This is a genomic window from Lysinibacillus sp. CNPSo 3705, from assembly GCF_028674935.1.
In the GTDB taxonomy this organism is placed as follows: domain Bacteria; phylum Bacillota; class Bacilli; order Bacillales_A; family Planococcaceae; genus Lysinibacillus.
The window spans coordinates 1-24,675 of record NZ_JAQZSD010000012.1 but is presented as its reverse complement, the minus strand read 5'-3'; the positions used below and the strand labels follow the sequence as shown (position 1 = coordinate 24,675).

19 protein-coding genes are annotated in these 24,675 nt (G+C 33.3%); all 19 read right to left on the bottom strand.

What is annotated here, in order from left to right; all coding sequences use genetic code 11:
• Positions 1-14: 14 nt before the first annotated feature.
• A complete protein-coding gene (locus tag PVA17_RS07410; protein WP_274067323.1) occupies positions 15-959 on the bottom strand; it encodes a LamG domain-containing protein in 945 nt (314 codons plus the stop codon).
• A gap of 1 nt (position 960) precedes the next feature.
• Positions 961-2,169: a discoidin domain-containing protein gene (locus tag PVA17_RS07405; protein ID WP_274067322.1), complete on the bottom strand. Its 1,209-nt coding sequence runs from the start codon at positions 2,167-2,169 to the stop codon at positions 961-963.
• Between the two features lie 51 nt (positions 2,170-2,220).
• Positions 2,221-3,375, bottom strand: a complete 1,155-nt coding sequence (locus PVA17_RS07400; protein ID WP_274067321.1) for a discoidin domain-containing protein — start codon at positions 3,373-3,375, stop codon at positions 2,221-2,223.
• A 5-nt stretch (positions 3,376-3,380) separates the two neighbouring features.
• On the bottom strand, positions 3,381-4,589 hold the full coding sequence (locus PVA17_RS07395) for a discoidin domain-containing protein (protein WP_274067320.1): 1,209 nt from the start codon (positions 4,587-4,589) through the stop codon (positions 3,381-3,383).
• On the bottom strand, positions 4,582-5,664 hold the full coding sequence (locus PVA17_RS07390) for a hypothetical protein (RefSeq protein ID WP_274067319.1): 1,083 nt from the start codon (positions 5,662-5,664) through the stop codon (positions 4,582-4,584). Before PVA17_RS07390 ends, PVA17_RS07395 begins: the two co-directional genes overlap by 8 nt.
• 25 nt (positions 5,665-5,689) lie before the next feature.
• Positions 5,690-6,022: a hypothetical protein gene (locus tag PVA17_RS07385; protein WP_274067318.1), complete on the bottom strand. Its 333-nt coding sequence runs from the start codon at positions 6,020-6,022 to the stop codon at positions 5,690-5,692.
• Between the two features lie 21 nt (positions 6,023-6,043).
• Positions 6,044-6,643, bottom strand: coding sequence for a hypothetical protein (locus PVA17_RS07380; protein WP_274067317.1), 600 nt, complete (start codon positions 6,641-6,643; stop codon positions 6,044-6,046).
• Positions 6,644-6,734: 91 nt separating this feature from the next.
• Positions 6,735-7,475 carry a hypothetical protein gene (locus tag PVA17_RS07375; RefSeq protein ID WP_274067316.1) on the bottom strand — a complete coding sequence of 247 codons (741 nt, stop codon included), beginning with the start codon at positions 7,473-7,475 and terminating at the stop codon, positions 6,735-6,737.
• Positions 7,476-7,528: 53 nt separating this feature from the next.
• Positions 7,529-8,692 carry a hypothetical protein gene (locus PVA17_RS07370; protein WP_274067315.1) on the bottom strand — a complete coding sequence of 388 codons (1,164 nt, stop codon included), beginning with the start codon at positions 8,690-8,692 and terminating at the stop codon, positions 7,529-7,531.
• Positions 8,693-8,719: 27 nt separating this feature from the next.
• The gene (locus PVA17_RS07365) at positions 8,720-9,205 is read right to left on the bottom strand and encodes a PAAR domain-containing protein (RefSeq protein WP_274067314.1); all 486 of its coding nucleotides are present in this window, start codon (positions 9,203-9,205) and stop codon (positions 8,720-8,722) included.
• A gap of 12 nt (positions 9,206-9,217) precedes the next feature.
• Positions 9,218-12,982, bottom strand: a complete 3,765-nt coding sequence (locus PVA17_RS07360; RefSeq protein WP_274067313.1) for a phage tail spike protein — start codon at positions 12,980-12,982, stop codon at positions 9,218-9,220.
• 22 nt (positions 12,983-13,004) lie between these two features.
• Positions 13,005-13,646 (bottom strand): phage tail domain-containing protein, encoded by a 642-nt coding sequence (locus PVA17_RS07355; protein ID WP_274067312.1) that lies wholly within the window; start codon positions 13,644-13,646, stop codon positions 13,005-13,007.
• Positions 13,647-13,656: 10 nt separating this feature from the next.
• Positions 13,657-14,313: a hypothetical protein gene (locus tag PVA17_RS07350; RefSeq protein ID WP_274067311.1), complete on the bottom strand. Its 657-nt coding sequence runs from the start codon at positions 14,311-14,313 to the stop codon at positions 13,657-13,659.
• 1 nt (position 14,314) lies between these two features.
• Positions 14,315-14,911 (bottom strand): distal tail protein Dit, encoded by a 597-nt coding sequence (locus tag PVA17_RS07345; protein WP_274067310.1) that lies wholly within the window; start codon positions 14,909-14,911, stop codon positions 14,315-14,317.
• Positions 14,911-21,447: a peptidoglycan DD-metalloendopeptidase family protein gene (locus tag PVA17_RS07340; protein ID WP_274067309.1), complete on the bottom strand. Its 6,537-nt coding sequence runs from the start codon at positions 21,445-21,447 to the stop codon at positions 14,911-14,913. Before PVA17_RS07340 ends, PVA17_RS07345 begins: the two co-directional genes overlap by 1 nt.
• Positions 21,448-21,664: 217 nt before the next feature.
• The gene (locus PVA17_RS07335; RefSeq protein ID WP_274067308.1) at positions 21,665-22,162 is read right to left on the bottom strand and encodes a hypothetical protein; all 498 of its coding nucleotides are present in this window, start codon (positions 22,160-22,162) and stop codon (positions 21,665-21,667) included.
• Between the two features lie 69 nt (positions 22,163-22,231).
• Complete coding sequence (locus tag PVA17_RS07330; RefSeq protein ID WP_274067307.1) at positions 22,232-23,230, bottom strand: Ig-like domain-containing protein; 999 nt, start codon at positions 23,228-23,230, stop codon at positions 22,232-22,234.
• A 30-nt stretch (positions 23,231-23,260) separates the two neighbouring features.
• Positions 23,261-24,025 carry a hypothetical protein gene (locus tag PVA17_RS07325; RefSeq protein WP_274067306.1) on the bottom strand — a complete coding sequence of 255 codons (765 nt, stop codon included), beginning with the start codon at positions 24,023-24,025 and terminating at the stop codon, positions 23,261-23,263.
• The gene (locus PVA17_RS07320) at positions 24,022-24,564 is read right to left on the bottom strand and encodes a hypothetical protein (protein ID WP_274067305.1); all 543 of its coding nucleotides are present in this window, start codon (positions 24,562-24,564) and stop codon (positions 24,022-24,024) included. Before PVA17_RS07320 ends, PVA17_RS07325 begins: the two co-directional genes overlap by 4 nt.
• Positions 24,565-24,675: the final 111 nt, after the last annotated feature.

The following is a 24,675-nucleotide window of genomic DNA, read 5'->3' as shown; positions in this document are numbered from 1 at the left end:
AAAGGACAACTAGTTTAATAGTTGTCCTCAATCATTGCTGTTTTAAAATCACTACCGATAGGAATAGTAAACATTCTACCTTTTCCTAATACTGATTTATTATTAGTCACAATCTCATATTCAGTTGTAGTTTTAGTAAAATCAATAGGTTGACTATCAACTGCTGAATCAATCTCTTTTACTACTCCACCTTGAGCTAACATCATATATTCTGCTGTGTTTGGAATCTCTTTTACACGATTTGAAGTAGGGGATAAAACAAGGTTTTTATTGTCTGTTGTTTTAACTACTAAACGCTTTTGAGTGAAGTCAGAAGGGGAGAGAGCTTTGTTGTAGATTTTTAAATCATCAATTTGACCATTAAAAAAATACCTGTAGCTTGTCAATCCGTTTGCTCCTAGCATTAGATTAGTTCCACCTAATCTAAAGTTTATAGAACTGACTGACATTCCAACACACTCATCATCTAAATATATATATATCATTTGTTTTGAGTCTATAATTTTTTGAGTGATTAGTATATCATAATATCTATTTAACTCTATAGGCTTGCTTGTTACTACAGCATTAGATATAGTAAATGGAGAGCGAGAAGTTAACCATTCAAATGATAATAACCCACTATTATAGAGATAAAAAAGATATCCTAGTCCATTTCCTGTAGATTGATTTTCATTTTGAAGAATAGTAGCAGGTGTTGTAGTTGGGAATGACTTAACTTTAACTTTAAACTTAATTGAAAAATCATTTACATTTAGTAAATTTCTACCGAAATCAACATATCCATTTCCATTAAAGTCTAGTGCCTTCCCTTCACCATTCCAACCTTCAACTCTAGTTACGTTTGTAACTGTGCCTGTATAGCCATTGCCTAGCTTGTCTACAACATTTCCACTTGCTTCATCAAAACCAAACCATGCGACACCGTATTTTGCTAATAATTGCTCTGTTGTTGCCAATTTAGTTCACCTCTCCTTTGTATCCAAATTGAATTTCCCCTATTTGAACATAAGAACCTGCTTGTGTACCATGAATCTCCAATATCTTCAATCTATAGTATCTGTATGCTTGTGTGTTATTAAATGTAAAGATTCTGCGTTCTCCTACTCCCCATGCTATTTGACTATCATCAGTATGTAACACATCAAATGTTTTCCCATCATTAGAACCTAATATTTCTATTTTTTTTGGAGAGTAGCTAGATGTTGATATTGCTCTATGTGTTAGAAACAAAGTGTTTACAAACTTAGATTCACCATAGTCTATTTGTATCCATTCTGAGCCTATGCCATTTACATAGCTACCACTCGAAATCCAAGCGTCTGCCATATCAATAACTGTACCATTAAAAGCTCTCCAAGCAGGGTAGGGGTCAGAATGTATAGAACTAACGCTTGCTACAAAAGGAGAAGGAGCATTGTTAGCTGTCATACTTGTAGCAATCATATTATAAGTAGGTACAAACTTACTCTCTCTTATTTCTTTGATATTCAACGTATTAATTTTACCAACATCATGTGTAAACACTTTGCCACTCGCACCATCAACAGGTGTGTCATTAAAGTATCTATGTTTATCAAAAGGTACATCTAATTGAATCTCTTTACCTTGCTCAATACCATGTAAAATCATGTTTTTAATAGAGTTGTCAGATAGATGAATTAGAGTGTTTTCTGAAAGAGAGTAATAAGTGCTGTTGTTACGTATTAAAAGTTTTTTATTAGGAGGTCTAAATATTTCTCCATTTACATCTATGTCAATAGCGTCAAACCAAAAGAAATTTGAAGCTAATTCTATAACAACCACATGGTTAGAAAAATTAAGACCACTTTTTTCAAAAAGTAGCGCTTGGTCAACATTACTAGAAGCACTTGTAGAAGAATTTATATTAGAGAATACATATGGTTCTCCATCAATATTAATTTTTATAGTTTTACTTCCATTTGTGTTTGAGTTTGTTACCAATACTCCTATTATTCTCAATTTTGTTCCATTGAATGAAAAAGAAATTTTATCTCCAACTATGCTTGAATATTTTCTAGAACCATTATACATACCTGCACCTACAGATGTGTTCCAATCTCCACTATATTTAAACGAGTCATCTGTATCATCATATCTTCTCCAACCACTTTCGGGAGAAGTTAATGCTTGACCAATTGTTGCCATTTAGTCATTCCTTCCTTATTGTATTAAGAAATTTAAAATAAAAACTCAGCACTATTTAAAACTAATGCTGAGTGGTTTCCTATCTATTTTAGTTGTCCAAAGACCTTGTTCATTTTTTGAGACTTCATCCTGTAAAATGTAGTCTTTAGTTTCAATAATTCTGTTTAGATTTTTGGAAGTATTAGTACCATAGTTAACAAAATTATTCACACTTGCTTTTGGTACTTCTATAATATTATTTGCAATGTTTTTGAATAATATTTCACCAATACATACATATCCATATCCATTAGTACTAAATGCCTCTATTCTGTAATACTGATATGCAATGTTGTTTCTAAACTTAAATACTTTAGTTTCTCCATTTTTCCACGTTTGGTCTTTAAATTCAGATAATTTTATAAAATTAGAATTATCATTTGACGCTAAAATATTGAAGTCTCTCGGCATACCATTCGCTAATTCTTGAGTAGTCATTGAAGCACTTAACTCAAGGATATTAGCTTGAACTCTTTTGCCATAATTAATTTGTATCCAAGCTTTTGTTCCTGCAACACTACTCCAATAATCATAGCTACCACCTGTATTAGTACCATTAAACGCTTTCCATGCAGGGTATGTTGAATTATATTCACTGCTAGCACTAGCCACGAATGGAGAGGGGGCAGTATTAGAGGTCATTTTAGTTTCATAGATAGCATCAATTGGTTCTAGTGAATATACTTTTTTATTTGATTGAAGAAGAGTCTTTTTGTAAATTAACTCTTCCATCATTTCAATTTCAGCTATTTCGGGGTATCTACCAACAGATTGAGACTGAGAAATATTAATTCTATATCTTTTATATTCCTTAGTATTATTAACATAGTACTCTCTTTTTTCACCATCTTTCCAAAATGAGGCCCTGTCTTCTTTGTATAGAACTATCCAATTGACCCCATCAAATCCATCGAATGAAAAAACTATGGGAGAAGATGCATCAATTCTATTTCTAATAGTAAATTTTATAATCTTTCTAGGTGTTGGAAACTCGCATGAAATCCAACCACTAGAAGAACCACTTGATGAAGACCAATAATTATCCCCTCTATCAAATGCTCCCCAAGGCTGGTAATTGCTACTATACTCACTACTAGCTGTAGCTATAAATCCATTTGTGCTGTTACTTGTCATTTTTGGTATAATATTATCAGTATAATTCACCATTGTAATTACTTCACCTCTGTTCTTGTGCTTTTAATGTCAAAATATTTCTTTAAATAAATAGTTTTGCTGAATACTTTTCCTGTCTCACCAAAACCTAAAATTTCACTTTTATCTGACATTGTTAGGGGTTCTAGCTCTGTTGCTTTGCGGTCAAGTAGGGGAGATAGGTTGTCCATACCTTTTTCAGAAAACTGTGTAGAAGTTGGAAGTGTAGAGGAAACTGTTGACCAATGAGAAGGATTGCCCAACACTTCATCACCGAACATTTTGAAAGAGCTAATTAACATTTGTGCATCACTATTGTAGCTATTTCCTTTGATTCTATAAATTTTATAGCTATTTTTATTTGGGAAATCATAAAAAACTTCACTACTGTTGTTTGGATGAACACCATTAAACAACACATCATAGTTAACACCATCATTTGAGCCCAATATTGTGAAATTTTTAATCCCATAATTTCCCCCTGATATGACCGATAAAGATTGTAAAGATACTTTATTCACAATTCTACTTTCTACAAATTCATATTGTAGCCATTGGTTATTAGGGTTACCACTGTCAGAAGAAAACCAAAAAGACCTAGATTTCGTACCATCATCAAAAGCACCCCAAGCAGGGTCAGCTTCGTAGTTTGCTGATACTTTTCCTTTCGGTGTGGTATTGCTAGTCATTATAGGAACAAGATTAGTATCCTTAGGTTGAAAGTATGTTTTTGGGATGAACTTCTTATATTCATCATCATGTAAAATAAGAGTTTTGTTACTAGGTAATAATTCATCAAAATAAATATCTGTTATTGTAGAATATAATCCAGTGTTATTAGCAGTGATATTAATCTTATAATATCTATATCCAGACTCTGCCAATTCTATAGGGAACACTTTTGTTTCATTATCATTCCATGTGATATTGGTTCCAGTATACGCTAACTCCCAATTTACATCATCATTGGAGACTTGAACTGTAAAATTCTTAGGGGAATATCTTGCAGTAGCATCTCCACGAATATAAATATTAGAAAGTTTTTTTTGTTCTAGAAAATTTATTTTTAGCCATCCTGTGACATATTTACTAGCCCAGTCTGTAGAGGCATTGCCATCAAATGCGTGCCAAGACAATCTTGTGGCATTATAGGTTTCACTTGATGTGGTTAGATAAGGAGTTGTATTAGAAGTCATTTGAGGATAGAATTTAATAAGCGTCTTAGTCAATTGTGCGCACCTCCAATTTATCAATTTTTACCCAATCATTACGATTAATCTTCTTTTTATGAATACTTCCTGTATCTGACCAAGTTTTATCTAATGTCATGTCATTCTCATATTCACGTTTAAGATTTAGTGCAGTTGCACCATCTTCATAGAAATCTAGTTCTCCTATACCTGAATAAGCTGTGAAATTATTGTTCGCTGTCCAGTTTATTCTAAAAGCACGATAACTAGCATTGTTTGTTATATCGAATACTTTATCGGTATTCGCTGTAGTCCAAATTTGATTGCTCTGAGTGTCTAAATCATACCAACTGCCGTTAATACCATCTGTAGTATCATTGCTTCCTTGGACAATCCAATTTTTGGGCATTGAGTTTAAAACACTACTATATGCCATGCTTCTGATTTTGTACTTTGTAATCCTTTTGCCACTATTGAAACAAAATCCAAGAATACCTTCTATTACACCACTTTTTGTAATGTAACCCTCGCTTGTGTCTGCTTTATCAAAAGCTTTCCAAGGAGGATAATTGCCAGTATGGAACTCTGTTGCAGAAAAAGCAAACCCTTCTAATGAAGATGTGTTTGATGTTAGTTTAGGTGTTACATATCTTCCTAATGAAACTTCTCTTTCTTCAATGAACTCATTTTTCTCAAAATCACTTTTTGCTATAATAAATTCATCTACCACAAAACCTGCAAATAAATCTATTCTCACTTGAATAAATTGTTTAGTATCAGATTGAATAGCTCCATCCATAGCTATAGCTGTCCAATTAGACCAATCTATACCATTGTCTGAGACTCTAGTTAATATTGCGAAAGAGCTTGCTCCTTTATTTGTGTTAGTGGTAAATACTTTTTCGAAGTCCTTAAACTTATCGCCTAAGTCAACTACATCAGAAGTCCAAGAACCTTGTTTGGTGTAAATAGGGTTTCCATGACCATCAACATCAATCTGCATCAATTGAAGAAGACCTGTTGTTCTATTAATCTCAGTATTATAGTGAGTTCCTGAAACACCAATAGTCAATCCAATTTCTTTGCGTTCTAAATTACCGCCTACAACTGTCATAGAGTATCTTCCTTTCCTGAATTTTTTAAATATAAATTATGTTTCCTTCTAGTCTATCTCCTGTGTCAATGGACTCTATGCCACCAATAAAAGTAATAAAACTACCATTTACATATGTGAATGAATTGTTTAAAAACAATACAATGAATTTAAAATTTTTAGAATCTTTGATTTCTCCAATCCTAGCGTCTAAACCTTTACTAACAAGATTGTCTCTTAACCTCTCAAGTGAATATATCCCTGTGTCTACTGTGTAAGCTTTTTCAGTTGAAGATTCAAACAATGATAACTTATTGTTCGTAGCTGTTATTTCTAAGTAATCATTTTTTTCAGGAAGACGTAGCCAAAATCGTTTCATAGTGCATTTCCTCTCTTTATGTTAGTTTTTGATAACCCAATTAATCTGACCTGCTCTATTGGCTTCTAAAGGGGCATAGAAACGTTCTACTTCAATCCCTCCTGATTTGAATGCCAAATAACCATTCATGTCCTTATTCGATGTTAATTTGACTTCAATAAAGGCACTCTCGTTAAAGGGGAGTGATACGACAGGTTGGAAGAATAGTTGCACATCATCTTTCTTGTAAATTGTTTTGTAGCCAAAATTAATTGACTTGATATTTGAGCGTTGAACACCTTGTGCATTACTGTAGTCAGCGTAGGCTTCTTTATATGTGATAAGGTCTTTGTTTTCAAAATTTGTTGTTAAATGATAAGTTTTTCCATTTTCATCAATATACTCAACTTCAATTCTTCTTCTCATTAAGTTGAATGAACCATCTGACATTTCGAAGAAAAATTTCATCCCTTGACCAAACAAACCAAAACGAACGACCTGATTTTTCTGTACTAAATAAAAGTCATTTTTTTTATGCGTGAGCAGGTCATACTCAGCGTAATTTTTTCCATTTGCATAATCGGCATTCCAGTTAAAAGGAAGACCGATTGCTTGCACATTTTTTGAATCTGCAAATAGCATATTTATCAATCCCTTCATTGTATTGAAGCTTCATAAAATCCAATAAAAAAGGGTAGGGAAAGTTCCCCCTAACCCTCTTGATTTAAATTGATTAAACGTAGCGGTAAGAAACTCGCTGTACTAAAGAATTTTTCCCTGCGGATGCTGTTACTGGCACCTCTGCATAGACAGTAATTTGAACAAAGTTACCGCCTGCTAAGTGAGCGTTAGAGCCATCTTCCTTCGTGTTATTTGCCAAACCTAAAATTTCTTTTGCATTTGGTGTTTTTTCAATTTTTACTGGAAGATATTCAATACTGTTATCAAAAAAGGTATTACCTTCAACTTTCAACCATGACGGCTCTTTTTCACTTGTTTCTCCCGCATTGATTACTTTATAAATATATCCATTCGGTGTTGTAGGTTTAACATATGCACCTAAAGCGAACGTTTTAAGACTTGACCATACTTGAGCTGTTTCAGCAAACTTGTTAGTCGTAGTACCATTTGTTCCTATGTCCTTAAGACCTGTTGGATTTTTTGTATCGACTCCACCTTTACCAACTTCCGTCCAAAATTTTTCATCTGTTTCACCTAAAGAATCAACACGAACTCTAAACCAGTTGTCTCGAACAGCTTCTACGGTAGTACCACCGTCTCTATCGCGAGTTGTAAACGTTACCTCCTCCATTTTAGGGCAATCTTCCTGGCCCCCTCTGTTATTCCAAATAAAGAATGTTTTTTTCGGTGAAGGTGAGGAAGCATCTACAGTACCATAATTTACTGTGTAGTCTACTTTCTTAGAAAATTCATTTGTTCCTTCATACCAAGATACCAATGGTTTGTTATTCATTAAAAATTCCTTCTTTCTTCCTAGTTTTTTGTATATAAAAACTCTCTAAGCCATTATGGGTTTAGAGAGTCGTTTAACATTATTTTTATATTGACTGATAAATTTTGTGCATCAACAGAAAAAGAGGGGATATGTAATCTAAAAATATCACCCTTTTGTATTTTCGTTTCAGTTAATGTATGGGCTTTATTATCAAGATAATTATCTGCAACAATCATTACTGGATTATCCGTAATATCAACCCAATCATTAAAATTCGCTGATTTTTGAATTTGAATTGGGGTTGGTTGTGAGCCTTTGGAGGAAACGGAGGCTTTTATCTCTGTAATTTCTCCATTCCAGTCAAATACAACATGTGGGTCTTGAATACCTTGTAAAATGTCTTTTGGAATAATAAATACAATTGTTTTTTCATTCACAAATTTTGTGATACCTTTAAGCTTTATGTATTGTTCTTTACTCATTAAGCCGTTTATCACTTCATTTGCTAAGGGAACATTGCCTCCTAAAGCATCGATAGGAACCCAATCTTTGCCGTTCCATCTATAGCGTATACCTGTATCAAATACTTGTGTTGTCCATCCAACTTCAGGATAGGGGAATTTTTTCGCTATATCATCGTATGTATTGACATATGGCTGATAAATTAAGACTGTTGTTTCGTATGCATCTTTTACGAGCTCTGTTGCATCTTTAGCCTTTTGTGTAGCAATTAAAGCTTGGTCAGTAGCATGATTTGAATTATTGATGGCAATGACAAGACGTTTTAAATATTCTTCGTAACTATCTGTTCTATCAATTAATTCTTGGACTTGAGATTTACTTTTTTCAATGATTTCATGTAATGTCTCTGTTGAATCGGTACCATCATAATGAACGATACGAGTGGACGGATAGAGAATAAGACCTCTTCCTTTATAATTGATAGAAATGGTCTCCGCTTCTCGTGATGTATGAAAATACACGAAGCCATTTGTATAATCTACATAAAATTCATTTTTATCGATGCTCTTTTTTATAAATGCTTCATAGTTAATTTCAAACATGCCTGTAATTCGTACTTTGTACATTTGATCGGGGATTTCTAGCAAAAAAACACGTTGGTTTACTACACGAGCAATATCAAGTCTATCAATAAATGGATCATTTGCTGTTCCCTTTCGCCAAACAATATGAATAGGGTTTTTAAATTCTAAATAATTAATAGGGAGTGACAAATTATCACCTTCTTTCTTAACGGTTTTTTAATTTGAGAACACATTACTAGAGCCTTCATTTATTTTGGTTGTTGAGTTGGCATGGGTTAATGCTGAATCACCATTTCTAACAAGTGGTTTACCATTGACAAACACTGTAGAGCTACCTCTGGTTATGGAGCCGTGCGCACTAGTATGATTACCGCTTTCAACAGTCCAGCCATTAGGCACTGTATATGTATCCTTTTCTAACGTTTTGGCTCCTGAAAATGCGACTGCCTTACCATTTACGAAAACATTAGAGCTTCCTTCGTTGACTTCACCATCAATTGTCCCGTTAATATTATCATAAATGTAAGGGGAGGAGGGGGGAGTTAAAACACCGTAACATACTCCTCCATACCAATAACCAGAATAATACTCACCGCCTATATAGCCAGGCTCACAAGTATATTCATTGGGTTTTTTTATTCTAATATGATTGGAAGTCATACTAGTTTGTATTTTATTACCTTTTGTTGCTACACCAGGCATGATGATACCTCCTTAGTTAAGATCAATTCGAGAGCCATTCACCTTAACACCTGTAGAACTAATGACAATTTTGTTTTCACCTACAGCTAAAGTAATGGCAGTAGAGGCCTTTAGATTAATGTTTTTCCCTTCGAAGTTCATCGAATGAGGAGTTCTCATAACAATGGAGTCATCACTGTTTTTCAGCGCAAATTCTCGTTTTTGACCATCTGTACCTATGTAATCGAAATAGAAACCATCCATTTTTTTATACTGATAGCCAACATTGTTTCCTGAACCTCCATTACCGCCGGCTCCCCAAGTCATATGAGGATAGGCAGCATCTCCAGTTTCTTTAACTGTAATCGTTAGTTTGTCTTTTTCAGAACCACCATAATTTGTTTTAATTTTAAAGAAGTTGTCTTTAATATGAATAAAGTCTTGGGGCTTATTGGAGTTCAGTGTTTTTAATTTATTGACGGTTAAATCCGAGATATAGCTTCCATCTATGTCTTTAATCATTTCATCCGTATCATTGCCCATAATTTGAAGCTTTTTCGCATATATAAGTCCATCTTTACCAATCCATATGCGTTTATCGCCGTTAGCGTCAATGGCAATACCTTCATTAGCGTTTAGACGTATTTGTTCTTTGTTATTACCATTAATCGTAATACCGTTACTTTGATCAAAGATAATTTTCTCGCCGAGAAAACCATCTACAATTTTAAGATTATGTGTCGTAATATCCTTTGCATAGAGCCTACCGTCTGTACCAACGTAAAATTTTTTATCATGTTTAACGTAAATTGAAATGGCTTCATTAGCATTTAGTTTTATGATCTCGCCATTTCTGCCGTAAATAGTAATGCCGTCCTTCCAATGAAGTTTAATAGCGTCTCCTAAATCTCCGTCAACGATCCGAAGATTTTTGGTTACTAAACCTTCAGCATAAAGTGTCCCATCCTCCCATTTCGGATCACCTAAAGTAGCAAATAATTTACTTACCCATTTATTATTTTCCCACTTTTGAAGGGCCAGACCATTTGTAGCGTTTAGGAATGCACGATATTTACCATCACTACGTACAGCAATAAAGCCAAACTCATTCATAATTAAATTGTTATTATACGAACCCATATGAATACCTGAATAGAAGAGGGAGTCTTCGATTGATTGACGTAGGCGAGTTGCTTCATCATAGTAACTTTTAAACTTTTGCACAAAAATACCACGATTCTCGATTGGACTCGTGGATTCAGTAAGTGGATCAGTCATATCAATATTTAAGTTCTGAGATTCTAAATAACCGTTATTAATGATTTTAATATAGTTTGAAATATAATTCATTAACGCCAAATAGGCATTTTTTAAAGCACTTGTTGAATATCTATCAGTCGTAGAGTAGACAGTAGGGAACGTTTGTGTTGCTGTATTAAATTCTCCATCTACGTCCGTAAGATTATCTCTTTCACTCTTTATGTATTTTTGAGCCTGTTGAAGAAGGAGCTTATAGTCTGAATGAATTTTATATAGTTCTTTTATAAGCTCTAGCTTTTCAAGTGTCGTCAATTTACCATCCGCAACAATTTTGTCAAACAAACCAATATCAAAATAGTTATTCTCGGCATCTAAAATTAATTGGTCTAAGTTATTGACGATTTTAATATTTTCAGCGACCATATTTTGAGAGTATAGTGTTCCATCTGTATTCGCCCATAATATTTTTTTCCAGGAGTCACGATCTTTTTGACTAACTGAAAAGCCTTCACAAGTTGTAATGGCAACCCGTGTGATATCATTCCAAGAAGTTAAACCAAAGCATTCAGGCTCACCCGTGTCTGTTACAAGTCCTAGGCGCATTACTTCATCTCGATTGCGATTATAAATTGTAGTACGTGAACCACGTGTCAACCAAATACCTGATTCATCTTCAATTGCAAGGTTAACTCCCGAAATAATTTTCCCAAAAATTCTTTCCCCGAAAATACCATCCTTTGAAATCGCATGCTTCCAGGAGTTCCCGTTATCATTTGTGATTGCTAGAAAGCCATTTTGAATGACGAGCCAACTTAAGGGATCCGTTAAATCTTTGACAGTAATACCGCGTTCACTTATTTCGATTTGCTGATTATAGCCAGCTGTCACAGCGTTTTTCAATGCATTCCATTTATTATTAATAATGTCGTTGATGGCGCCGTTATTTTCTTCAGATAGACTCCATTTCCACTTCTCCATTTGAACGAGAGTGGAAGTATTTCCGGCTTTTTCAATTTTATCTAACCATGTATTTTGTTCATCAATTTCGTTCGTGATAATAACTGAGATGGTTTCTCTTTCAATATCATATGTAATTTCCGTAATCTTAGCTTTTATATCAACCTGTAATCTGTCATACCGAACACTTACGATATCACCTAGATTAAGCTTGTCCCAATCATTTTGACATTCTACGATAGATAAAAAATCAATCATATTCATATCTAATTTAATTTTAGGCTCTAAAAACTGTCGAAAAACTTCTTTTGCTTCTTCTAGCAAATCTGCCTCTTCAACTATCGAGTCATTGATATATTCTTTTTCAATTTCGAAGTTAGAGAGCTCTGTTAATAATTCTTTGGAAAAATTATTTTCTCTTAGTAGCTTGCTTCTTAATACTTCTAATTCATTTTCATAACTACCTAATTGGTATTTTAAATCTCTAATAAAAGCTTCTTGATTAGAAATTTCGGCTCTTTTTTCTTCTAATCGATTAATAATATCCTGATGAGCAGGGGTACCAGATTGAAAATTCGCATTGGATAAATCTAACTCGTCCTCTATAATAATTCGTTCTGTTAGAAGATTGCTAAAGCGTTGTTCCTCCGTTTGAATAATGGAGAGTTGTGTTGTAATAGAACTAGTTAAATTAGTGAACTTTTCTGAGAGTGATTCTATCAATGCTTGATAGTCTTCTAATGCCATACATAATGCATCACTCATATATTCCGAGTGACGAATGACTACCCCATTTTCACGTTTGAAGGGATAGATATAATATCGATAATCTTCAATAAAAGGTTGTCCAGTGGGATTTAATCGATGTATTGTTAGCCCATCCTGACCATAAGCCTTTAACCGAGTTATTGTGTCGATTGTGTTCGTTGAGAAATTAAAGCTTTCTAAGTATTTTCCATCTCTTATGTAAAAACCTTTATTGTTGCCGATGTTTTCAGGTCTATAGAAATTAATTTCGAATTTAATGGTGTCCCAAACAATTAAAGCATTCCAAATATTCGCCAGCTCATAAATGATTTCAAGTATGTTATTGGAAGATACTTCATAACTACGATACGTTTCAAAAAAGCTGTCTACATATCCGACTTTCCAATTAGTATTAGCTGATGATAAAATTTCCTCGGAAATTTGGGAGAGTGTTTTACTAACTACCTCATAACCTCTAATATTTTTGTCGCTAAGTTGAACCCCTAGGGATAGAGCGGAGTATTGGATAAACTCGTCCTCGCTATAAGATTTGTTGGATTCATTTAATAAAAAGTATTCCGTGATAGAACCAAACTTAAATTTAAATAAATAGCGGTTCTTTATTTTTTTTATGTTTTCATTATCCTTTGGAATTCCGTCTTCAACGATTACTGTTGGGATTTTAAAGGATAATTCGTTTAATACAGATAATTTTGTATTGTAGCTAATATCATATGCTTCACTTAATAATGCAATGGTTTTCTTATCTGGCTTGCAGAGGAAAACTTTTGGTTGTGCAGCTTTTAAGTTATAGTTAATATCACCTAAATTCACTTTATCACCTCCTTTCAGGGAACTATTGTTGTATAAATACGTGCTGATATCTAACTTGCATATCAAAGTCTCCATTTGCTTTCAAATAGTTTTTCCCAGTAACTAACTCTAAAAATTCATCATTATGATCGTCATATCGATAGACCCCTAGATTTTGTCTGTTCGATACAATTTCCTCTTTCTGACAATGAATAAATACTTCCTCATCATTGATTAAATTTCGTAACTGCATCTTTTGGTTGGTCATCGTATTGGTAATTTCAATGTCTCCATTACCGTTCTTTTTTCTAAGCCAAACTTTAGGTTTAACAATGAAATCACCTAAGTTTTCAAAAATAGCACATGGGTCAAATTGGATTGAAAATGATTGTATATAAGGCCTTTCATGTTCTTTAGAGGCACTCATTGTAATTTGATATTTAAAAAATAATCCTTTGAGATCATATTGATCCAAAAGATTTGTATCATTGAAATTTATTTCTTTCCAATCTGTCCATGTGATGTGATCATAGGATACTGAATAAAAAAATTGAACTTGTTTTGCATGTACATTTATAATGTCGGCAGCAAAGGTCGTTAAATAACTTGGTGAATCTGTTGAAATTAAATGAGCTTTGGAGGTGTATGAGCCTTTAACACTTAATAGGGAACCCCAGCTTTTCATATAAGCACCTCTATTCTATTTTTCCGAATGGTCTAAAATCACAGCTGTTGCCAATTCGTTTCCACTTAATTGTTTGAGCTTTTCTCCAAACAACAGAGCCATCTACAAAGGCCGTATTATTTTGGATAGAAAACCATTCCGGCTCAGAAGGGGAGGAATAACCGGCAGTTTCACAAATATAGTAGAATTGTTTACTGCCATTTGTAGGAAAAATAAGATCGCCCACTTCGTAGTTATATTCTCCTCGCCAATTCATACCATTAGCATCGTAAAATTCTTGATTGATACCTGTAAGAAAAGTAGGGAGGGTAGTGGTGCTTTTGCCCTCAACCACACACTCGTACAGTCCACCATTATCAGGCTCTGCTTTTATTAAATCGCCTACGATATAATTTTTATTAGGTTTCCATCTTTTGGCGTGAATACCTTCGCGGGTTGCAACCCATCCAATGTGGCCACCAATGTTAGGTGTTTTGTTCCAAAGGATATGACCCATGGAGTAAAGTGTATTATCCTGTAATTCTTCGATAGATTGAACTGAAGTTGTAAGATATTTTTCTAGCTTATTAAAGTTTGTACCGTAGTTGATAACTGTCTCTTTTATATCATCCTTTTCAAATGATGAATCTGTTACTATTTTTAATCCTAGCTTTTTTGTCGTTTCCATTTTACATGTCACCCCAATTATTAATGTTGGCATACAGAATGCCCCATGTGTTATTAATCTCATCAATCGTCAATCCATTTGCTGTAATCTTCATATTTTGACATTCACCTTGAGCAAATGTAGAGGTGTCTTCCTTTAATATATAGCTTTTATTCGATTCTCTGAATTCTATCTCATCGCTGATATGCTCGTGAGAATATGTATAGGGGGAGGAGCATCTAATTGTTAATTCAACATAACCTTGTTTTAGCCCGTTATGGATTAAAGTAGAATCACCTTCTACAAGGGCATACATTACTCTATTAGGGCTATGATCAAACACAAGTGGCTTGTAATATGGCTGGAAAAGCCAACGTGCAATTTTTCTTAAATCTCCATCATTTACCCAATTCTCTAGATAAAAAGATAATTTAAAAGAGAGTGGTTCATGCTCCACTCTCTGAAAGTAAGGTATTTCATTATTAGCTATTTTTTTCTCAACAATTCGTCGCGTGGGAAGAAGATTTTCTTCAAACAAGTTGCCTGAAGACCATCCTATATAAACCCCCATATCCTTAGATGAGATATTGTCATACATAAAATGAATTGATTCTAACACTAGTTTCTCATCCCTCTCTTACGTAATAAATCTGCGTTAATCATTTTGCTAAATCTCGTTAAATCATTCATATCACCATTCATTTTGTCTATGTTAAATTCAATATTGATATCTCCATAAGTTGAAGCAGAAGCGGTTTGAACAGTACCTAGAGTATTGCTGAATGATGGGAGTTGATCTAAAAGTGGTCGGAAGAATAAGCCTGCTCTTTCCATAATATTAGCCATTGATAGCAAGTTGTTAGTATCGATAGGGGAGTTAATTAATTCATTTGGATGAACAATCATCGCTTTGCCTCCAAATCCGTCGATACCATTGCTTGAATAACTCGTCATTCCTCCTTGGAAGGCAGAAGCAGAGTTTTTTAATTGTGCAGCCATTCTTTTTGCTGCACTACGTAAGTAGGGTGTTTCTATAAATTGGCTAATGTTTGTTTCTACAAAATTTGCAAAATCTTCTAGTGCTTCTTTTGAGAAATTATTAAGAGCTGCTCTAAAACTTAAAGCTGAAGGAATTGTACCATTATTTTGATTTCTACCTTTGTTTGCTAATTGATGTCCCTTTTCTCTAATTAGTGATTGTCTAGATGGAAGGCTTTCTTGTGTAACGAGTTCTTCAGTGAAATATTTTCCTAATAAAATTTCTTTATCACCTTGGTTAATCGTTTTACTTTTTTCTTCTGTATAGTGTGTTCCAGAACCTGACAATATATTGCCGTAGTCTGTTATATAATCTTGAAGATACTTAGAATCAACAACCGTATTTGCTGATGATTTGAAATAATTCGCTAATTCTTGTTTCTGATCTTGGGTTAATGTATTAATATAGTTATCAAAACTAGTATTAGCCGTAATTGAAGAGTTATTTTTTCTACCTTCAGCCGCTAATGCATGTGCTTTTTCTCTAATGCTAGCTTGACGACCAGGACTCTCATCTTTAGTAAGAACATCCGTCATATATTTTGCTAAAAGCACCTGCTTATCACCTAAGGATAAGGAAGAACTACTATCTCCATTAGTTGGATTATTTTTTGAAGATCCATACTCGCCATTTTCATTTTGTGCTTTCCCGAACTCTTCCATTAATTTTAGAGCGTGCTCTAATTCATCAATAATGTTTTGTCTAATAGAAGTTCCAACCACATCCATAGAGTCAGTAAGAGTTTTCTCTAACTCAGGCATACTTTCTTTTAACCAAGCTTTATGTTCCTCAAATTCCTGTTTTAAAGATTCAAATTCTTTATTACGAATTTTATCTTTAAATTCCTGTAATTTTCGTTCATCATTTAACCGATCTGTATAGTATTGCTCCCAATATTGTTTTTTCTCATCTAATAAATTTAATTCTTTTTCATGATATTCATTTTCAAGTTCTTCTTTTTTACTAATCTCAGTTTCTTTCGCTTCTAACTGATCGTTTAAAGATTCTTTTCGTAACTCAATTTCACGATCACGACGTTTTTCGGAAATTTCCTCATCAATTTGTTGAAGCTGTTCTTGTAGCTTTTTACGTTTCGCTTTTGCTTCATGAGAATTATCCAGTAGAAGTAGATTATATTGTCCCTGAACATCGCCACGTTCTTTTTCAAGCTTGCTAATATCCTGATTATAATCGCGTTGGGCTTCTTGTCTGTCAATTAGTTTCAATTTGTCTTGGACATTTTTTCTAAATAAATCCATTTCGTCTTTATAATTGTCAATCACCTTATCGTGACGCTCATTTTCCTGTTTAATTTCCTCGTCAATACTTTTTATATGTGCGTCCCGTTTTTCTTGCATGTATTCTTTGTAGGCATTAAATAACTTATTGGCAAGTTCTTCTTCTACTTTATCGTTAGTATCTTTCAATTCATCATTATAACTTTTTAAATTAGCTTTCAAATTCCACCAATTACGAGACATATCTTGAAGTTGAGCATTTAAATCCTTATAGTCTTTTGAATTTATATCTAGGTGGAGCATTTCTTGTTGGATTCTTGCAATTGATGCTGCAACATTGTCTATTAAAATCTGTGTTTGTCTCATTTGGAAATTTATTTCACGCGTTGCATCCGCCGAGCCTTCTTTGTACATAGACTGGATAATTTTACTTCTATCAATTTGATACTGAATGGCATCATTTTTTTCGTCGTAATGAGTTTTAATATTGAGGATTATTTCATAGTTTTTTTCGCGTATTTCAATGTCTAAAGATTTCATTTCAGTTGTTAGCTGTGAATAACGCTCTTTTAGCTTTTCTAAAACTTCTCCAGAATGTTTACCACTTGCAATTTGTTGCTGCAAATAATTCAACTCGCTACGATTAACATTTTGTTTTTGATTCATATATGTGGTCATTAGCTGTAACGTCTTTGCATATCTAGCTGAATTCGTATCTAGCTCTTTAATTTTGACATTTTCATATTCAAGCTGTGATTCTGGTAAACTGCGTTGGTAATTAAATGTTTCAAGCTTATTTAAGGCCAGTTGCGAAATAGCATTATTAGTGTCAAGCATTTCAGTCTTTAATTCTAATAATCTGCTTTTCATTTCATCAAGAGTGTTTGCAGACAAAGAACCTTTTTTAATTAAACCTTCTATGTATTCTAATTCTTGGTTATTAACTGCTTGTTTTTGCTCTAAATATTTCGTTTGTAAATCAATTGTCTTCGAATATCTGTTAGAACTTTTATCAACTAATTTTATCTTAGCATCCTCATAATCTAAATTAGATTGTATGTTAGTACGTTTCCAATCATAATAAGATAATTGGGAATCAATAATATCTTTTTCTATTTTGGAGATTAATTCCTTTTGATTAAGGATGTCCCTTTGCATACTTACTAATTCAGATTTGGCCTGATCGATGGCTTGTTGAGTTGTTTCAACTGCAGTAATACCTGTTGAACTTACAATACCTGACCTGGCATTATTTATGTAGTCTGTAGGATTAATTGGTATATTTCCATTTTTATTAATTTCATAATGTAAATGTGGACCAGTACTTTTACCAGTGGAGCCTACAGTCCCGACTTGCTGTCCTACGTCGATTGTTGAACCCAATTTAGCAACCGCTTTATCTAAATGGGCATATATATGTTTTAAATTATTTTCATCCTGAATAACGACGATATTACCATAGGATGAATGGTAGTCATTATCTTTTCCTGCTAGACCACTAGCAATTACTTTACCACTAATGTTTGCATCTACCTTAGTACCCCGCTGCATTGCGATATCTATACCACGGTGATTATCTGAATTACCGTTTAAATTTCTATAGCCAAAGTTACTTGAAATTCTACCTGACCAACCACTTAATTTTTGAGTAGTAGTTGTTGTTGAGGTATTTGAAACAGTCCCTGTTTTATTGATCTTTCCAGATGCTATTTGGGATTTTATAGATTTCTCTTGTTTTTCAAGTAAATTTAATTTTTCTCTTTCAAGATTAAGTTGGTTTTGAAGCGATTTTCGATATTCATTGGAATGTTTCGGTAAAGAAGATTGAATTTTTACTTGTTTTTCAATCTCAAGATTTAAATTATCTAATGATTGTTTATATTTATCTGTAATGTAGATGGAATCTTTTGTAGTTTTATTGGCTTCTTTTGCTGCTTTATTTGCCTTATTGGTTGCATTTTGAGAAGACCTATTGGAAGAAATAAACTTGTCAATTGAGGATATATTACTATCTAACTGTTTTTGAAAGGTATTTAACTCTTTTGTTTTATCCTCGATTTTCGCATTATTAGCAGCCTGAATCATAGAAGCCCTCATTGCTCCAAGACCCTCGCCATCGGTCATTTTGGACCCCTTATTTTGGTTGTCAATAACTTCTTGTAAACCTAAATTAACCGCCATTAATGACTGGATTTCACTTCTTCTAATCTCAATTCGATCTTTAGCAGCTTTTGCTGCATCTACTGTCATCTGCTGTTCAACAGTTAATTTTCCATCTCGAGCCAATTGGTATGCTTTTAATAATGTTTCATTTGCATGATTTTCGGCCTGAATAGCATTAATTTTTTCCTCACTTAAGGTTATTGCTTTACCATCTTTATCAAGAAGGATTGGATAGATTGTATTTAAACTACTCATGATTAACTGTTTTGAATTCAATAAATCTATAAGGCGCTGTTCTTCCGCTGTTAAATTTCCTTTTTGACTAAGGTTACGAATTTCTTCTTCATTATATCCCTTTAATTGATTAGTTAATGATTCATATTGTAATAATAAATCTGAAGTGTCACTAATTTTTTTCTGAGAAACACCTGCTAGTTGTTCATAACTCGTTGTAAGTTTCTCTACTTCATCTTTATAACCAAAAACTTTTTCTTTTGCTTCAGCGAATGTCAAGTTATTAACTTTCATTTCAATAGAAAGTTCTTTTTGTGTCTGAGTAGTCTCTTTAAATCGTTGTTTCAACGAATCTGTAATACTACTTACTTCTTTTTCACTTAAACCTAGCTTTGATAAATCTTCAGATATATTTCCTATTCTATCTTTAGTCTGGGCAGCCATTGAGTCAAAAGTTTCAGAAGTAGAATTCTCCATATTTTGGAAAGAACCTATAACATCATTTATTAATGTAGTTGCATCCTCGTTTGAAAATAATGAGGTTAATGATTTTTGCAAAGTATCTACATCACTTGCATCTACTGCGGCAATTAATTGTGCTGCAAAACCTTCAGCATTGTTTTTAATACTATCAGTTAATCTTTCATTTTCGCTTATAACATCAGCAATATTGGAAATGTAGTCATCTTTTTGTGCTAAGACACTTAGATTAATCTCTTTCTCGGTTTCAATAATCTCCTTTTTATGATGCTTAACAGCGTCACTTAAATTTTTGTAATGATCCGCCAGGTAGTTGTTGCCACTTATTTCAGCATCAGATTGAAGTTTTTTTATTTCCTTTATTTTATTATCGAAATCTTCTGGTTTTTTTAGAGATGGCTTTAAGTGATCATCATAAAATTTCACACTTTCTGTTGTTAATGGAGTCTGGGCATTTTGCGTTAAGCTTATTGCAGCTCCACTTATCTTACTGTCATACTCATTCATTAGATCAGAGATAGATTTCTTTCGAATTTTTATATCTTCATCACGTTTTTCTTTGGCCGCTTGTTCAGCAATTTGCGACTCGATAGCTTGCTGTTCTTTAAGCAATTCGATTTTTACTTTCAAAGCTTCTGAAGAACCAATAATCTTATTTCCAAATTCATCCTCACGGGCAACAATATGAGGTAAGATTTCTCCAAGTTGATTCGAAATCTCTTGATATTCGGTTAAGATAGAAGAATCTGTATTGCCTAATGCTATGGATTTCTCTAATTCACCATATCTGGATGTGAGGCTATCAATATCTGGGGCATTAGCAATATAAGAGTCCACTATATTCTTTTGTTCTGCTTTTAATTCTTCAGCCATTTGTTTGGCTTTAGCTCTGCTTTCTTGTAATTTGTTTATGCCGAATTCTGCAAGAACTAATGCTGCACCAATGCCTGTTGATGCTAGGAGACCTCTTCCGATAGTAGCAAGACCGCCAATTGCCGCAAGTCCGCCGCCTATCTTTGAAGATGCTTCTTCCGCTATTTTTGCAGTAGCTTTTTCACTTGTTTTAGTATTATTAACTTTATTACGTCGTTTTTTATTTTTCTTAGAAGATACGTTTGTTGAATCATAATTAGAAGTTTTTTCGATCGATGACGAATCTTCATCGATTTTAGGAGGTTTAATTTCCTCTCTCTTTTTCTTAATAAATTCTGTTAATTCAAAAGCTCGTTTTGCTCCATCAATAAACGAGGTTAAGAGATTAGTAGAATCTTGAGCGGCGACTTTCGTATTGTTTCCGAACTCGATAATACCCTGATTAATTTTCTCTAATTGGTTTGGAATATCCGATATACCTGTAATATTTAAACCTTCACCTAGTTGGATATTTGTAATTTGAGTATTTAATTCAACGATTTTTGAGGTTAATTGTTCGAAGTCGGCAGTGTCTGCATATGCTTTTTGTAGTTCATAGATGTTATTTAAATTGGCTTCTAAAGCTTGTAAATTTTGCTGTGTTTCTTGAATGCCGTTTAATTTAAATTCATTAGTATTGACTGTTTGCATTTCTGTTTTCAGTTGGGTCAATATTTTTTCAAGAGATTGTAGGTCGCCGGTAGGGACTTTTGCTAGTTGTTTGTAAAATGCGTTGACATTTATTTTTAAATCTCCGAAAGTTTTATTTAGAGTGGCTATAGATTTTACAGAGTGAGTGACTTGTTGTTTGAATTCATCGAAAAATGGAAGGGGAGGGGATGCTCCGTTTCCAATATTTTTTAGTTTTTGATTAGAGGCTTCGAGTTGCCGTTCTAACGCTTTTATTTGTTTTTCATATTCGATAAAGATTTGTGTGTTATGTCCTTTTACATCTAAGTTAATTGTTAGATTAGGTATGTTTTTTAATCGTTGTATGTATGTATTAATATTTTTCTTAGAAATCTCGTCATTGATACCTAGAGCGACTAATAGCTCCGTTGGTTTTGTTTGTCCACCACCAGTACTCAATCGGTTTTCCCTCCTAATTTTTAGACAACAGAAAAAACAGCTACTGTATGGCAGCTGTATTGATCAATTTATCTTTATTTAATAATGAATAAGACAGTAAATATCCTAAAATGTTCAAATACCCACCTAAAGCAGGTAGGGGAGTAGTTCAAAATTTTAAAAATTTATTTGCAAAGACTAAAAATCAGAAGTTCCTTAGTCGTTCTTTTTAGGATGTTTATTTGGTTGTCTCAACAACGTTTGATTTTAAGATATTGAAGAACTCTTTTTCTATTTCTAAATATTTGAAACTTATGTTTAGTCGTTTATTAATTTCCTCTAACACATTGGAAATCTCATTCATTGTAAACATTTCAGTTAAAAATATTTCATACCAGCCAATGTCTACTAGTTGATTCATTGTTGCAAAATGCGTTTCAATTGGCTTATCTTTTAATTCAGTTTGTAAATCAGTAAAATGTTTAATGATTAAAAATAAAATGTAATTATTTAATTCATGATCATTTTGAAAGAAATCCAGTTTGTTTTGTTGAACATATTCAATTGTATCAGCTAATTCACTTATCAAAATTGTTATTTTACGTTTACTAAATTTAGGATAAAAATAAATAAACTTTCCTTGCTCTTGATCAATGTAAAACATTTGCTTTTTATTTAAGGCATCTGCATTTTTTTGTATATCTGCTAATGATAATTTCGTTTCACGTTTTGTCATTTTTGAACTCCTTCATTAGAAATAAAGAGGGTAGAGAATGAAATCTCTACCCATTTTAAATTAATTTATTTAAATAACATCTACAGCAATTGTTTCACTAAATGTACCATCAGTTACTTCAATAGTCGTTTGATCATTTGCTTTTGCAGCAGCGCCTAAAGTAACGACACCATTTGCATCTACAGTAGCAATTGACGTGTTCTTCGATTTCCAAGTTAACTCATTGTTTTGTAAAAGTACATTGCTATAGCCTGCGCCTCGAATACCTAATACTGTAATACGTTGAGAATCCCCAGCAACAGCAGAATCAAGAACTAAGCGAGAAGGATTTGCAGCAAGGGCAGTAAATTGTACTTTTTCCTCAGATAAATTACGAAGCTTGATATATGCATAGTTTCCTTTTTTATCTGCAAGTGAGCTACCTGCTAGGGAAGAAGAAGCAACACCTTCATGTGTCATTGAAATTTCAACAGCTCCATTTGGCTTGAAGTTGGGCACTTCAATAATCACTTCACCAGTTTTTCCGTTATTCGAACGAATATCGACATTTAATTCCATGCGAACTGCTTTAGGGAAGGAATCAGCAGAGATTTCAATTGTATCCATCATTTCCTGAACAGCATAGACAACCTGTACTTCTTTTCCAGCTAGAGCAGGGACAGAAATATCTTTACCAGCAGGCGCGTATTGTGTAAATGTACCGTTTAGTTGCTCTACGTGTACTTTTCCAACAGGTGTATCAGCTAAGGTACCTTTACCGTCTGCATCAAGTAAAATAATTTCGTCAGTAAAGAATTCAGCTAGTTGATGGTTGATTTCTGTACCATTTTGTAAAGCGATATAGGCAGTATCGAAAGCAGCATCTTCAATAGAAAATGTTAATTCTTTTTGGTAGTTAAGTTCATACACCTTTTTAGAGCCTTTTCCTGCGTGAATTGCTTGTGTTTGAATTGCTTGTGTCATAGATGAATTTAGAAGAGTCTTACCATTTAAAATTAATTCATCTGTTAAGCGATCAAATAAACGAACGTTTGCTACTGAAGTTAAAAATTGGTTTTGTTGTGTCATAAAATATTACCATCCTTTTAGTTATTATTATTATTTATTTGAACTAGGCTCAAGTCCTAGTTTTTTCATTTGTTGGTCAAATGCTGATTTTGTAATAATGACATCCTCATTTTTCTCCGGCTCTTCAATATGGCCTAACCAGTGTGGAAGATCTTGTTCATTTTTGAATTCAATCATTCCGGAGTAGCGTGCATTAAGAATTGCATCACTACTGATCATATAGTCCATACGAATTAATCCTTTGTGGAATTGATAAAGAGTTAGTTGTTCAATTTCATGGTAGGGTAAGCCGGATTTACAATGATATGCTATTATTTGTTGTTCTAAATCTGCCTGTTTTGTTTTTCTTTTAGCCATAAATGCACGTGCTTCTTGAATGGCTTTCTTTGTACCAGGGTCGATAAATTCATCATCTAAATCAATAAGATTTTGTTCACTTATGAAAGTTTTAATTTTATCAAAATCACGCTCATGCAAAGAAATTCCGTTGACGATTATAAAGGCCATACCCTTTTCATTCATTGAAATTTGGATGTCATCAGTTTTAAAAACTAAACGATATAATGAAAGTAATTTTTCTAATATTTCGTGTCCACCGTCGTTCTGAGACATAGCAAGTAAAAACAGGAAGTAAGACATTCTAATTATTTCTGGTTGTGGAAAATCGTTTTTAGGTAAAAGTAAGCATTGTACCGCATCATAAAATTCATCTGCATCGTTCATTTTTACAGGGTAAATATTTAAACCTTTATATTTAATCGGTTTTCCAAATGCCTTTTTAGTGCTGATATTCATGATCTAAATCCCATTGGCTGTTGCCCTGAAGGCATAATGTAAGTCCAACGATAACCAACAAAGTCATTAGGAGCATTCGTAATTGGGAATCCGCTATGGAATCTTAAATCCCCAAACTCCTCAACATCTTCTTGAAACAATACTTCGTTTAGCTTTTCGCCGAGCCAATCGAGCCGAAAATCAGTATTATTGACAGAAACAGGCGTATAAATATCAAAGATATACTGTTGAGTGCTAGAATAAGGATTATCCGTAAATTGATTTAAGTTTTTTAGATAATTTTTTTGTGGCATACGAGTACCTGTGTATAAACAAATTCTACAAATATTTGTGTCTGATGCTAGATCATTAGTTTTATCACCTATAACTATTAAATTGTTAAGTATACTGTCTTTCTCAGGTAATTGAGATACATCCATTTTTAAGTCATCAAGTGGATCATCAAGTCGATCCTTTGGCATGTAGTACAGTAAACGAAGGAGTTTTTCATCATTTACTAATAAATGATAAAATTCGGTTATGTTTTTTACTATTTTCATTCTCCTTTATTCCTCCTAAAGAAGGGTGCAATTTTGAAGGTTTCATCAGTAATGAATTAGAAAAGAGGTTATGTATTTTTTATATTAATATTTATACATACAATGGTTATC

What these genes read in the sequence shown, in the direction of transcription:
- PVA17_RS07405 (WP_274067322.1), bottom strand. Translation starts at nt 2,169, where the DNA reads ATGGCAACAATTGGTCAAGCATTAACTTCTCCCGAAAGTGGTTGGAGA.
- PVA17_RS07400 (WP_274067321.1), bottom strand. Translation starts at nt 3,375, where the DNA reads ATGGTGAATTATACTGATAATATTATACCAAAAATGACAAGTAACAGC.
- PVA17_RS07390 (WP_274067319.1), bottom strand. Translation starts at nt 5,664, where the DNA reads ATGACAGTTGTAGGCGGTAATTTAGAACGCAAAGAAATTGGATTGACT.
- PVA17_RS07385 (WP_274067318.1), bottom strand. Translation starts at nt 6,022, where the DNA reads ATGAAACGATTTTGGCTACGTCTTCCTGAAAAAAATGATTACTTAGAA.
- PVA17_RS07380 (WP_274067317.1), bottom strand. Translation starts at nt 6,643, where the DNA reads ATGCTATTTGCAGATTCAAAAAATGTGCAAGCAATCGGTCTTCCTTTT.
- PVA17_RS07375 (WP_274067316.1), bottom strand. Translation starts at nt 7,475, where the DNA reads ATGAATAACAAACCATTGGTATCTTGGTATGAAGGAACAAATGAATTT.
- PVA17_RS07365 (WP_274067314.1), bottom strand. Translation starts at nt 9,205, where the DNA reads ATGCCTGGTGTAGCAACAAAAGGTAATAAAATACAAACTAGTATGACT.
- PVA17_RS07355 (WP_274067312.1), bottom strand. Translation starts at nt 13,646, where the DNA reads ATGAAAAGCTGGGGTTCCCTATTAAGTGTTAAAGGCTCATACACCTCC.
- PVA17_RS07350 (WP_274067311.1), bottom strand. Translation starts at nt 14,313, where the DNA reads ATGGAAACGACAAAAAAGCTAGGATTAAAAATAGTAACAGATTCATCA.
- PVA17_RS07335 (WP_274067308.1), bottom strand. Translation starts at nt 22,162, where the DNA reads ATGACAAAACGTGAAACGAAATTATCATTAGCAGATATACAAAAAAAT.
- PVA17_RS07330 (WP_274067307.1), bottom strand. Translation starts at nt 23,230, where the DNA reads ATGACACAACAAAACCAATTTTTAACTTCAGTAGCAAACGTTCGTTTA.
- PVA17_RS07325 (WP_274067306.1), bottom strand. Translation starts at nt 24,025, where the DNA reads ATGAATATCAGCACTAAAAAGGCATTTGGAAAACCGATTAAATATAAA.
- PVA17_RS07320 (WP_274067305.1), bottom strand. Translation starts at nt 24,564, where the DNA reads ATGAAAATAGTAAAAAACATAACCGAATTTTATCATTTATTAGTAAAT.